The sequence below is a fragment of the Streptomyces sp. NPDC046379 genome, from assembly GCF_055587785.1.
The window spans coordinates 321,812-333,567 of the sequence record NZ_JBVJFP010000007.1 but is presented as its reverse complement, the minus strand read 5'-3'; the positions used below and the strand labels follow the sequence as shown (position 1 = coordinate 333,567).

The following is an 11,756-nucleotide window of genomic DNA, read 5'->3' as shown; positions in this document are numbered from 1 at the left end:
AGCGAGCGCTACATCGAGGGAACGTTCTTCCTGCGCGCCCGCGTCGAGGGCAACGACGTCGGCTACGGCTCCATCTGCGCCGCCGGCCCGCACGCCTGCACCCTGCACTGGGTGCGCAACGACGGCCCGGTCCGCTCCGGCGACCTGCTGCTGCTCGACGCCGGCGTGGAGACGCACACGTACTACACCGCCGACGTCACCCGCACCCTGCCGATCAACGGCCGCTACACCGAGCTGCAGAAGAAGATCTACGACGCGGTGTACGACGCCCAGGAGGCGGGCATCGCGGCGGTGCGGCCGGGTGCCAAGTACCGCGACTTCCACGACGCCGCACAGCGCGTGCTGGCCGAGCGGCTCGTCGAGTGGGGCCTGGCCGAGGGCCCGGTGGAGCGGGTGCTGGAGCTGGGTCTGCAGCGCCGCTGGACGCTGCACGGCACCGGTCACATGCTCGGCATGGACGTCCACGACTGCGCCGCCGCGCGCACCGAGACCTACGTCGACGGCACGCTGGAGCCCGGCATGGTCCTCACCGTGGAGCCGGGCCTGTACTTCCAGGCCGACGACCTGACGGTCCCCGAGGAGTACCGGGGCATCGGCGTCCGCATCGAGGACGACATCCTGGTCACCGAGGACGGCAACAAGAACCTGTCCTCCGCCCTGCCCCGCCGCTCGGACGAGGTGGAGGCATGGATGGCGGGCCTCAAGGGCTGAGTCGCACCCGGTACGCATCAACGAGGGCCTTCCCGGATGCCGGGAGGGCCCTCGTCGTATGCGCTAGACCGCCGTCAGCGGCGCGTCCTCGCGCCATTTGAGGATCTTGTCGAAGCTCACCACCGCGCCGCCGCGGCCCGGTTTGTTGCCGATGTGTACGTGGTCGGCCAGTTGCTCGATGAGGCACAGGCCGCGGCCGTGCTCCGCCTCGGCGGGGACGGGCTGGGGGCGGGGGCGGGGCCCGGCGGCGGGGAAGCCGGGGCCGGCGTCGGCGACCTCGATGCGGCACTTCTCGCCGTCCAGGTAGGCGGTCACCCGGAAGGCTTCCGAGGTGTGGTCGCGTGCGGCGCCGCCGCCGTGCTCCACGGCGTTCGCGCAGGCCTCGCTGAGGGCGACGGACAGGTCGTAGGAGATCTCGGGATCGACGCCCGCGGTCTCCATGGTGCCGAGCAGCAGGCGCCGGGCGAGCGGCACGCTGGCGGCATCACGCCGCAGATGGAGTGACCACCAGATGCTCATGCTCCAGCCTCCTGGCTGCGGCTCGACATACCGTTACGTATTGCCCTGAGTGGTGACCTGTAAGCGCGAAGTTGACGTGACACCGCCCATATGGCGGGTGTACCGGGGAGCCGATCGGTGTATGTGGGACGCCGCACCGCACAGGTGATCTTACGGTCGTACCTCATCTTGCGGACCTGGCGTACGGCGCCCCGGGGGCTGGTGCGATGATGAGGCCGCCATGTCTGCCCCTTATCCGCGCACCACGCGCGCCGGACGAGGACTCCGGATCCTGCGGGCCGCGGTGTTCGCCGCGGTCTGCGTCGTGCTGGCCGGGGCAGGCCACTCGCTCGCCTCCTGCGACGCCGTCCCGCTGTGGACGCTCGGCGCGGGATTCCTCGCGGCGGTCGCCGTCGCCGTGCCGCTCGCCGGGCGCACCCGCCCGCTGCCGGTGATCATCGCCCTGCTGGCCGGCGGGCAGACCGCGCTGCACACGCTGTTCGGGCTCGGGCAGCACGGCGCCGGCTCGTCCGACGCCGCGCTGGTCGCCCAGGCGGCCCGTCTGTGGTGCGGTCCCGGCACGCTCAGCCCGGCCCAGGCCGAACGGCTCCTCGCCGACGCCCGGATCGTGCCGCACGGGGCCGGCGCACACGGGTCCGATGCCGTGGCGGCGGGCCCCGTGGGGTCGCTGCTGCCGTCGCTGCCGATGCTGCTCGGGCACGTCCTCGCCGCGATGGTCGCGGGCTGGCTGCTGCGCCGGGGCGACCTGGCGCTGCTGCGTCTGGCCGAGCTGTCCGCGCAGGGCGTCTCCGAAGGCGCCCTCGTGCGGTCGCTGCGCGGGGCGCTGGCCCTGGTGCGGGCCCTGCGTGCCGGACTCCCCGGCGCTCCCGAGGCCGGCCCGGTCACCCCGCGCACCGCTCTGCTCCCACCGCTTCCCCCGCGCTCCGCGGGCCTGCACCACACGGTGATCCGCCGGGGTCCCCCGGCCCCCGCCTCCGCACTCGCGCTCGCCGCCTGACGCGGGGCGACCCACCGGTCCGGGATTCCGGACGGGACGAGGGACGCCTCCGCGCGGCACGCGTGTGCGCCGGTCCCGCCGCGTGCGCCCGGCCGTCGTCCCGCCGAGCGGAGCGACCGCCGTCCGCGCCGCGTATCCCTCACCGTCCGTGAAAACCTCTACGAAGCGGAGTGCTTCTGCCATGAAGGCTTCCCGTATCGCCGCCGCCGGTGCCGTCGCCGGCGCCGCCGTCCTCGCCGTGTCCTCCCCCTGCTTCGCGCACGTCAGCGTGCAGCCCGAAGGGGAGGCCGCGAAGGGCGGCTACGCGGTCGTCGGCTTCAAGGTCCCCAACGAGCGGGACAACGCCTCGACCACCAAGCTCGAGGTCACCTTCCCGTCGGACCACCCCCTGTCGTCCGTGCTGCCGCAGCCCGTCGAGGGCTGGGACATCAAGGTCACCAAGTCGCGCCTGGCCGAGCCGCTCGAGGTGCACGGCAAGAAGATCGACGAGGCCGTCACCAAGGTCACCTGGACCGCCAAGGGCGACGGCATCGAGCCGGGCTTCTACCAGAAGTTCCCGGTGTCCGTCGGCACGCTGCCCGAGGACACCGACCAGCTCGTCTTCAAGGCCCTGCAGACGTACTCCAACAAGGAGGTCGTCCGCTGGATCGAGGTGCCGCAGGAAGGCCAGGACGAGCCCGACAACCCGGCTCCGGTGCTGGCCCTGTCCGCGCCCGCCGACGACGGCCACGGGCACGGCGCCGCCGCTGACGACAAGGCGTCCGACGACGCGGAGCAGGCCTCCGCCGAGACCACCGCCGCGTCCGACGACTCCGGCGGCACCGACACCACCGCCCGCGTGCTGGGCGTCGTCGGCATCGTGGTCGGCGCCGCGGGCGTGGCGTACGGCGTGCTCGCCGGGCGCCGGCGCTCCGCCTGAGCCTCCCCTCTCCACGGCGCGCACCGGGCCCGGCCCCGCGGCCTCCCGGTGCGCGCCGCACACCCACCTCCAGGACCATCCCATGCGCAAGAAGACCCTCGCGGCGGCGGCTCTGCTCGCCGTCGTCCCGCTGACCCTCACCGCCTGCGGCGGCGACGACGGCACCGGCGGCTCGCCCGTCTCCGTGGTGTCCGAGGAGTCCGGCGGCCAGAAGGCGGCCACCGTCCTCGACAAGCCTTTCGAGAAGCCCGACCTCGTCCTCACCGACACCCAGGGCAAGCCGTACGACTTCCGCGAGCAGACCGCTGGGCAGCCCACGCTGATCTACTTCGGCTACACGCACTGCCCCGACGTCTGCCCGCTGACGATGAACAACCTCGCGGTGGCCAAGAAGCAGCTCCCGAAGGAGCAGCAGGACCAGCTGCGGATCGTCTTCGTCACCACCGACCCGGAGCGGGACACCCCGGCCGAGCTCGGCAAGTGGCTCAAGGGCATCGACTCCCAGGTCGTCGGTCTGACCGGTGACTTCGCCACCATCCAGGCCGGCGCCCGCACCCTCGGCATCTCCATCGACCCGCCGCGCAAGGACGACAACGGCAAGACCGTCTCCGACCACGGCACCCAGGTCATCGCCTTCTCCCCCAAGACGGACGGCGGTTACGTCCTCTACGGCGAGGACGCCACCGTCGAGGACTACACCCAGGACCTGCCCAGGATCATCAAGGGAGAGAACCCGTGAGGCGCCGCGCGGCCGCCGCCCTGGCTCTGGCCGGCGCGCTCGCCCTGACCGCGTGCGGCGGTTCGGACGACGGCTCGGCACGGCTGTCGGTCGGCGCCGCGTACATGCCGCAGCCGGTGTCGGACCTGGCGGCGGGCTTCCTCACGATCACCAACGACGGCGACGCCGCGGACCGGCTGACCTCGGTCAGCAGTGACGTCGCCGGCCAGGTCACCGTGCACGAGACCGTCGACGGGTCGATGCGGGAGGTCGAGTCCCTCGACATCCCGGCCCACGGCAGCCTCGTGCTGGAGAGCGGCGGCAACCATCTGATGTTCGAGCAGCTGAAGCGCAAGCCGAAGCAGGGTCAGAAGGTCTCCGTCGAGCTGCGTTTCGCCCACTCCGACCCCGTCACGGTCGAGCTCCCGGTGAAACCGGCCACCTACCGCCCGACGACCGGACACTGAGGGAGACACCCCTGTGACCCAGACCATCGCCCCCCGCGTACGGACCCTGGTGCTGCTGATCCTGGCCGTCGCCGGCGCGCTCCTCGCCGGGGCCGCTCCCGTCTCCGCGCACGCCGCGCTGACCGGCAGCGACCCCGCGCAGGGGGCGGTGGTCGACACCGCGCCCTCGCAGGTCTCGCTCACCTTCTCGGAGCCGATCGCGGTGGGCGACGACTCCGTGCGGGTGCTCGACCCCAAGGGCGAGCGGGTGGACAAGGGCGACCCGGCCAACCCCAGCGGCACCACGTACAGCGTGCGGCTGGTGAGCGGGCTGCCCGACGGCACCTACACGGTGGCCTACCAGGTGGTGTCCGCCGACAGCCACCCCGTCGCCGGCGCCTTCACCTTCTCCATCGGCGCCCCCTCGGAGACCACCGTCTCGGTTTCCGCGCAGGGCTCCGACGACGGCCTCGTGGGGTGGCTCTACGGCTTCGGCCGCTACGTCTCCTACGCGGGCTTCGTCGTCCTGGCGGGCGGCGCCGCCTTCGTCCTCGCCTGCTGGGCGCCGGGCGCCCGGGTGCGGGCGGTCCAGCGTCTGGTCGTCTCCGGCTGGCTCGCGCTCACCTCGGCCACCCTGGGCCTGCTGATGCTGCGCGGCTCGTACACCACCTCCGGCAAGGTCGGCGACGTCTTCGACCTGGAACTGCTCGGCGACGTGCTCCAGACCAAGACGGGCGCGGCCCTGGTGTCGCGGCTGCTGCTGCTCGCGGCGGCGGCGCTGTTCATCGCGGTGCTGTTCGGGGCGTACGCCCGCACGGCGGACGCCGTCGAGCCGGACCGCGACGCCGAGGACGACGGCGGGGGCGACGACGGGGGGCCGGACAAGCGGGACCTGACCTTCGGGCTGGCCCTCGGCGGGACGGTCGTCGCGGCCGGGCTGGCCGCGAGCTGGGCCATGTCCGAGCACGCCTCGCAGGGTCTCCAGGCGGGCGTGGCCATGCCGGTCGACGTCGTGCACCTGCTGGCGGTCGCCGCCTGGCTGGGCGGGCTGACCGCCCTCCTTGTCGCGCTCTACCGCGCGCCGGTGGAGACGCCGGTCGGGCGGGACGCCGTCCGGCGGTTCTCGCGCCTCGCCTTCGGCAGCGTGGTGACGCTGGCCGTCACCGGCGTCTACCAGAGCTGGCGGCAGCTCGGCTCCTGGTCCGCCTTCACCGACACCCGGTACGGACAGCTGCTCCTCGTCAAGATCGCGCTGGTGGCCGTGATGGTCGCCGTCGCCTTCCTGTCGCGCCGCTGGACGCAGCGGCTGGCCGACGCGCGGGTCTCCGAGGCGGCCGAGGAGGCGGAGAGGACCGAGGCGACCGAGCGGGCCGAAGAGGCCGTTCGAGCCGAGGAAGCCGTGCGGGCCAAGGAAGCCGTGCGAGCCGAGGCGACCCAGCGAGCCGAAGAGGGCGTGCGAGCCAAGGAGGCCGTGCGGGGCGAGGCGACCGAGCGGGCCAATGAGGCCGTGCGGGGCGAGGCGACCGAGCGGGCCAAGGAGGCAAAGCAGCCGGCCGGCACCGCCCCGGCCGAGGCGTCCGGGACTTCTGAGGTGTCCGAGGCGTCCATGGCGGTTGAGCCACCCAAGGCGTCCGGTGCGTCCGATGCGTTCGATGCGGAGAAGGCCGAGGCCGGACAGGACTCCGTGCGGGCCGCGCAGCTCGCCCGGCAGCGGGCCGCGGCGGAGGCCGCCCGGCAGAAGCGGCTGCGGGACGCCGACCCGAACCGCTTCGGACTGCGCCGCTCGGTGCTCGCCGAGGCGGGCGTCGCCGTCGTACTGCTGGCCGTGACCACCGTGCTGACGCAGACCGAGCCGGGGCGCACCGAGCAGGACGCGCGGGCGGCCACTGCCGCCTCGTCCACGGCCTCGGCGACCGGGCAGGGCAGTGGCGCGGTGAGCCTGACCATGCCGTTCGACACGGGCGGCAGGAGCGGTAAGGGTGTCGTCTCGATCGACCTTGACCCCGCCCAGGCCGGCGACAACGCCCTGCACGTCTACGTCGAGGGACCGGACGGCACGCCCGTCGACGTGCCCGAGGTGAAGATCGCGCTCACACTCGCCGCTCAGAACATCGGGCCGCTGCCCGTCGCACCCGATCACGTCACCACCGGACACTGGTCGGCGAGCCGGGTGCAGATCCCCATGGCGGGCGACTGGAAGGTCGAGGTGACCGTGCGGACCTCCGACATCGACCAGGTGACCGTCTCCAAGAACGCTCAGATCGGCTGAACCACCATGGCTGACACTTCCCTGTCGCAGACCGGCACCCCTGAGGAGCCCCGGGTCGAATCCGCCGCCTCCGGGACGGGCATCTCGCGGCGACGCCTGCTCGGCACGGCCGGCGCCACCGGGCTCGTACTCGGGGCGGCCGGCGGTGCCGTCGGGTACGCGTCGGCGCCCTCCGGCGCCACCCCGCTCACCTCGGTCGGCGCCACAGAGGTGCCGTTTCACGTGAAACACCAGCCGGGCATCACCGACCCGCTCCAGTCGCGCGGCCATCTCCTCACCTTCGACCTTGCGCCCGGCGCCGGGCGCAAGGAGGCGGCCGCACTGTTGCGCCGCTGGTCCGACACCGCCCGTCGGCTGATGGCCGGGGAGTTCGGCGCTGAGGGCGACAGCGACGTGGCCCGTGACGCCGGGCCCTCCTCGCTGACTCTGACCTTCGGTTTCGGGCACAGCTTCTTCGCGCGCACCGGGCTGGAGAAGCAGCGTCCGGCCGCCCTGGACCCGCTGCCCGCCTTCTCCTCCGACCGTCTCGACCGGACCCGCAGCGACGGGGACCTGTGGGTGCAGATCGGCGCCGACGACGCCCTCGTGGCCTTCCATGCCCTGCGCGCGGTGCAGAGGGACGCGGGCGCGGCGGCCCGGGTGCGCTGGCAGATGAACGGCTTCAACCGCTCGCCGGGTGCCACCGCCCGCCCGATGACCACCCGCAATCTCATGGGCCAGGTCGACGGCACCCGCAACCCGAAGCCCGCGGAGCCCGACTTCGACGAGCGGATCTTCGTGCCCGCGCAGGGCGAGCCCGCCTGGATGGCGAACGGCTCCTACGTGGTCGTCCGCCGGATCCGGATGCTGCTGGACGACTGGGAGAAGCTGTCCCTCAGGAAGCAGGAGGGCGTCATCGGGCGGCGCAAGGCGGACGGCGCCCCGCTCTCCGGGGGTGACGAGACGACCGAGATGGACCTGGAGAAGACCGACGCCGAGGGCAATCTGGTCGTCCCCGTCAACGCGCACGCGCGGATCACCCGGCCCGACCAGAACGGCGGGGCCGCGATGCTGCGTCGGCCGTTCTCGTACCACGACGGCATTGATGCGGACGGGACTCCGGACGCCGGCCTGCTGTTCGTCTGCTGGCAGGCGGACCCCCTGCGCGGCTTCGTGCCGGTGCAGCGCAAGCTCGACCGGGGCGACGCGCTGACGCCGTTCATCCGCCACGAGGCGAGCGGGCTGTTCGCGGTCCCGGGCGGGGCGGCGGAGGGCGAGTATGTGGGTCAGGCGCTGCTGGAGGGGTGAGAACCGCCCGGAGTCACCCTCCGGAGCTCTCTCGGGAGGGGCTGTCGGCGTGGGCCCATTAGGGTGAGGTCATGCCAGCGAGCTATGCGTATCTCGGCCCAGAGGGCACCTTCACCGAAGTCGCTCTGCGCACGCTTCCCGAGGCGGCCACGCGTGAGCTGGTCCCGTACGTGTCCGTGCAGTCCGCGCTCGACGCGGTGCGCGCCGGCGAGGCCGAGGCCGCTTTCGTCCCCATCGAGAACTCGGTGGAGGGCGGGATCACCACCACCCTCGACGAGCTGGTCGCGGGCACCCCGCTGATGATCTACCGCGAGGTGCTGCTGTCGATCACCTTCGCGCTGCTGGTCCGCCCGGGTACGAAGCTGTCGGACATCAAGACGGTGACCGCGCACCCGGCCGCGCAGCCGCAGGTGCGCAACTGGCTGCGCACCCACCTGCCCGACGCCCTCTGGGAGTCGGCCGCCTCGAACGCGGACGGCGCGCGGCTGGTCCAGGAGGGCCGGTACGACGCGGCCTTCGCCGGTGAGTTCGCGGCGGCCCGGTACGGGCTTGAGGCGCTGGAGACGGGCATCCACGACGCGGAGAACGCCCAGACCAGGTTCGTGCTGGTGGGCCGGCCCGCGCGTCCCGCGGCGCCGACCGGCGCGGACAAGACCTCGGTGGTGCTGTGGCAGCGCGACGACCACCCGGGCGGGCTGCGCGACCTGCTGGGCGAGTTCGCCACCCGGGGCATCAACCTGATGCTGCTCCAGTCGCGGCCGACCGGCGCCGGCATCGGCAACTACTGCTTCTGCATCGACGCCGAGGGGCACATCTCGGACCGCAGGATGGCGGAGGCGCTGATGGGGCTGAAGCGCATCTGCCTCCAGGTGCGCTATCTCGGTTCGTACCCGAGGGCGGACGTGCAGCCGGGCGAGGTGCGGCCGCCGTTCCCGGGGACCTCGGACGAGGAGTTCGTGGGGGCGGCGGACTGGGTGGCGCGCTGCCAGGACGGCCGGTTCTGACCGGTCCGCCGCCGGTCCTCCCTGCCGATTGTCGTTATCCACAGAAGTTATCCACAGGTCCTCTTCTCGACCTGGGGACAAGTCGACACCGAGGCGGCCTTCGGTCGACAAATCACCCTACGGGCCATGATCACGTTCATTGCGCCGCACCTCACCCTTCGTCCACCTTTTTGAAGGGATCAATCCTTTAGAGGGAGGCCTTTCCACTCGAAAGTGGCAGCGGAACGAGTTCGTGCGGTGAATGCCCGTCGTCGGCCGAGCGTTTCGGAGTGATCAATTCCGGCGTCCACAGATCTTCCCCACAACCTGTGGATAACTTTTCGTGCGGTGTGGACAGCTGTGGACAGCACGGCTCCAAGTCCCGTTCCGCACAGGGGTTTCCGGTCAACCCTGATCCCTGCGACCGACTCTTTCAAGCGGTCACGCACCTTTTATTGACCTTGAGGAACACAAGGGATATTTCTTAAGGAAAGGGACACGGAAGGCGTCACCGCAATAGTGAGTCGTGAGCCGTCACCCCGCACCGGTAGCCTTGACCGCGTGATTGACCTTCGCCTGCTCCGTGAGGACCCCGACCGTGTGCGCGCTTCGCAGCGCGCCCGTGGAGAGGACGTCGCGCTCGTCGACGCCCTCCTCTCCGCCGACGAACGGCGCAGGTCGTCCGGCGTCCGCTTCGACGAGCTGCGCGCCGAGCAGAAGTCGCTCGGCAAGCTCATCGGCCGGGCCACCGGCGACGAGAAGAGCGAGCTGCTCAAGAGGGCCGAGCAGCTCAAGGCCGACGTCAAGGCCGCCGACGCCGAGCGCGACGCCGCCGACACCGAGACCCAGGAGCTCCTGCTCAAGCTGAGCAACCTCGTCCACCCCGACGTGCCCGTCGGCGGCGAGGAGGACTTCGTCACGCTGGAGACCCACGGCACCGTCCGCGACTTCTCCGCCGAGGGCTTCGAGCCCAAGGACCACCTGGAGCTCGGCCAGCTCCTCGGCGCGATCGACGTCGAGCGCGGCGCCAAGGTCTCCGGCAGCCGCTTCTACTTCCTCACCGGTGTCGGCGCGCTGCTCGAGCTGGCCCTGGTGAACGCCGCGATGGCGCAGGCCACGGCGGCCGGCTTCACGCCGATGCTGACCCCGGCGCTGGTGCGCCCCCAGTCGATGGCGGGCACCGGCTTCCTCGGCCAGGCCGCGCAGGACGTCTACCACCTGGACAAGGACGACCTGTACCTGGTCGGCACGTCCGAGGTGGCCCTGGCCGCCTACCACATGGACGAGATCCTGGACGCCGGCAAGCTGCCGCTGCGCTACGCGGGCTTCTCGCCCTGCTTCCGCCGCGAGGCCGGCTCGCACGGCAAGGACACCCGGGGCATCTTCCGCGTCCACCAGTTCGACAAGGTGGAGATGTTCTCCTACGTCGCCCCGGAGGAGTCGCAGGAGGAGCACCGTCGGCTGCTGGAGTGGGAGAAGCAGTGGCTGACCTCGCTGGAGCTGCCGTTCCGCGTCATCGACGTCGCCTCGGGCGACCTGGGCTCCTCGGCCGCCCGTAAGTACGACTGCGAGGCGTGGATCCCGACCCAGGGCAAGTACCGCGAGCTGACCTCGACCTCGGACTGCACGGAGTACCAGTCGCGCCGCCTGCAGATCCGGGTGCGCGAGGACAAGAAGGTGCGCCCGCTGGCCACGCTCAACGGCACGCTGTGCGCCGTACCGCGCACCATCGTGGCGATCCTGGAGAACCACCAGCAGCCCGACGGCTCGGTCCGCGTGCCCGAGGTGCTGCGTCCCTACCTGGGCGGCCGGGAGATCCTGGAACCGGTCGCCAAGTGAGCGGCGCGTCGTCCACCTTCCCGTACCGGCTGGTCGCCACCGACCTGGACGGCACGCTGCTGCGTGACGACCACTCGGTGTCGGCACGCACCCGTGAGGCGCTCGTCGCGGCCACCGCGGCGGGTGCCGCGCACATCGTCGTCACCGGCCGCGCCGTGCCCTGGACCCGTCCGATACTCGAGGACCTCGGCTACCAGGGCCTCGCCGTCTGCGGCCAGGGCGCCCAGGTGTACGACGCCGGCGCGGGACGGCTGCTGACCTCCGTGACGCTGGACCGGCAGCTCGCCGGGGTGGCGCTCGCCAAGATCGAGGCGGAGGTCGGTCCGCTGCACCTGGCGGCGAGCCGGGACGGCCTGGACGGCGAGGTGCTGGTCGGGCCGGGTTATGACGTCGTCGGCAAGCTGCCCGCGACGCCGTTCACGGACGCCTCCGACCTCTGGGCCGCCCCGTTGAACAAGCTGTACATCCAGCATCCCGAGCTGACCTCGGACGAGCTGGCCGCGGCGGCCGAGCGCACCGCGGGCGGTTTCGTCACTGTCGTCATGGCGGGCGAGGGCATCGTCGAACTGCTGCCGCTGGGGCTGTCCAAGGCGACCGGTCTGTCGCTCGCCGCCCGTCGGCTCGGCGTGAAGGCGGCGGAGACGGTCGCCTTCGGCGACATGCCCAACGACATCCCGATGTTCGCTTGGTCCGGCCACGGCGTCGCCATGGCCAACGCCCACCGCGAGCTGCGGGCGGTCGCCGACGAGGTGACGACGTCCAACGAGGACGACGGTATCGCTGTGGTACTGGAACGCCTGCTGGGCTGACGCCCGGCGTCCCACGAATACAGGCCCGGCGTTCGGCGTTCGGCGTTCGGCGTTCGGCGTTCGGCGTTCGGCGTTCGGCGTTCGGCGTTCGGCGTTCGGCGTTCGGCGTTCGGCGTTCGGCGGAGGATGCACGGATCGAACGTGCGCGGGCTCTCACCCGACCACGGCTTGAGCCAAGCCGGTGCCTTACCACTCGGCCAATCCTCCGGGTGGGCGGCCCGCGTGCGGTGCGCGCGCTCGAAGCGGCCGCCCCGGGCGG

Annotated in this window: 11 protein-coding genes and 1 tRNA gene; 10 read left to right on the top strand and 2 right to left on the bottom strand. The window is 72.1% G+C overall.

What is annotated here, in order from left to right; all coding sequences use genetic code 11:
- On the top strand, positions 1-711 hold a 711-nt coding region (locus tag ACZ6KF_RS15710; protein ID WP_469238723.1), incomplete at its 5' end, for a M24B family metallopeptidase.
- Positions 712-774: 63 nt separating this feature from the next.
- Here the strand turns inward: ACZ6KF_RS15710 and ACZ6KF_RS15705 are convergent.
- The gene (locus tag ACZ6KF_RS15705; RefSeq protein WP_033273314.1) at positions 775-1,230 is read right to left on the bottom strand and encodes an ATP-binding protein; all 456 of its coding nucleotides are present in this window, start codon (positions 1,228-1,230) and stop codon (positions 775-777) included.
- A gap of 220 nt (positions 1,231-1,450) precedes the next feature.
- Between ACZ6KF_RS15705 and ACZ6KF_RS15700 the strand changes: the two genes are divergently transcribed.
- The 9 genes from ACZ6KF_RS15700 to ACZ6KF_RS15660 all read left to right on the top strand — a co-directional run bounded on the left by ACZ6KF_RS15700 (position 1,451) and on the right by ACZ6KF_RS15660 (position 11,497).
- On the top strand, positions 1,451-2,227 hold the full coding sequence (locus ACZ6KF_RS15700; RefSeq protein ID WP_469238721.1) for a hypothetical protein: 777 nt from the start codon (positions 1,451-1,453) through the stop codon (positions 2,225-2,227).
- A gap of 181 nt (positions 2,228-2,408) precedes the next feature.
- Complete coding sequence (locus ACZ6KF_RS15695; protein WP_048460233.1) at positions 2,409-3,146, top strand: YcnI family copper-binding membrane protein; 738 nt, start codon at positions 2,409-2,411, stop codon at positions 3,144-3,146.
- 82 nt (positions 3,147-3,228) lie between these two features.
- On the top strand, positions 3,229-3,885 hold the full coding sequence (locus tag ACZ6KF_RS15690) for an SCO family protein (RefSeq protein WP_048460234.1): 657 nt from the start codon (positions 3,229-3,231) through the stop codon (positions 3,883-3,885).
- The gene (locus ACZ6KF_RS15685; protein WP_048460235.1) at positions 3,882-4,331 is read left to right on the top strand and encodes a copper chaperone PCu(A)C; all 450 of its coding nucleotides are present in this window, start codon (positions 3,882-3,884) and stop codon (positions 4,329-4,331) included. Before ACZ6KF_RS15690 ends, ACZ6KF_RS15685 begins: the two co-directional genes overlap by 4 nt.
- A gap of 13 nt (positions 4,332-4,344) precedes the next feature.
- The gene (locus tag ACZ6KF_RS15680; protein WP_469238718.1) at positions 4,345-6,579 is read left to right on the top strand and encodes a copper resistance CopC/CopD family protein; all 2,235 of its coding nucleotides are present in this window, start codon (positions 4,345-4,347) and stop codon (positions 6,577-6,579) included.
- 6 nt (positions 6,580-6,585) lie between these two features.
- The gene (gene efeB, locus ACZ6KF_RS15675) at positions 6,586-7,866 is read left to right on the top strand and encodes an iron uptake transporter deferrochelatase/peroxidase subunit (RefSeq protein WP_469238716.1); all 1,281 of its coding nucleotides are present in this window, start codon (positions 6,586-6,588) and stop codon (positions 7,864-7,866) included.
- A gap of 71 nt (positions 7,867-7,937) precedes the next feature.
- Positions 7,938-8,870 (top strand): prephenate dehydratase, encoded by a 933-nt coding sequence (gene pheA, locus ACZ6KF_RS15670; protein WP_086704156.1) that lies wholly within the window; start codon positions 7,938-7,940, stop codon positions 8,868-8,870.
- Between the two features lie 540 nt (positions 8,871-9,410).
- On the top strand, positions 9,411-10,688 hold the full coding sequence (gene serS / locus ACZ6KF_RS15665) for a serine--tRNA ligase (protein WP_048460239.1): 1,278 nt from the start codon (positions 9,411-9,413) through the stop codon (positions 10,686-10,688).
- On the top strand, positions 10,685-11,497 hold the full coding sequence (locus ACZ6KF_RS15660) for an HAD family hydrolase (RefSeq protein WP_114874127.1): 813 nt from the start codon (positions 10,685-10,687) through the stop codon (positions 11,495-11,497). Before serS ends, ACZ6KF_RS15660 begins: the two co-directional genes overlap by 4 nt.
- A 120-nt stretch (positions 11,498-11,617) precedes the next feature.
- On the opposite strand, the gene ACZ6KF_RS15655 is transcribed toward ACZ6KF_RS15660, so the two are convergent.
- Positions 11,618-11,704, bottom strand: a tRNA-Ala gene (locus ACZ6KF_RS15655).
- Between the last annotated feature and the right edge of the window lie 52 nt (positions 11,705-11,756).

What these genes read in the sequence shown, in the direction of transcription:
- ACZ6KF_RS15705 (WP_033273314.1), bottom strand. Translation starts at nt 1,230, where the DNA reads ATGAGCATCTGGTGGTCACTCCATCTGCGGCGTGATGCCGCCAGCGTG.
- ACZ6KF_RS15690 (WP_048460234.1), top strand. Translation starts at nt 3,229, where the DNA reads ATGCGCAAGAAGACCCTCGCGGCGGCGGCTCTGCTCGCCGTCGTCCCG.
- pheA (WP_086704156.1), top strand. Translation starts at nt 7,938, where the DNA reads ATGCCAGCGAGCTATGCGTATCTCGGCCCAGAGGGCACCTTCACCGAA.
- ACZ6KF_RS15700 (WP_469238721.1), top strand. Translation starts at nt 1,451, where the DNA reads ATGTCTGCCCCTTATCCGCGCACCACGCGCGCCGGACGAGGACTCCGG.
- efeB (WP_469238716.1), top strand. Translation starts at nt 6,586, where the DNA reads ATGGCTGACACTTCCCTGTCGCAGACCGGCACCCCTGAGGAGCCCCGG.
- ACZ6KF_RS15695 (WP_048460233.1), top strand. Translation starts at nt 2,409, where the DNA reads ATGAAGGCTTCCCGTATCGCCGCCGCCGGTGCCGTCGCCGGCGCCGCC.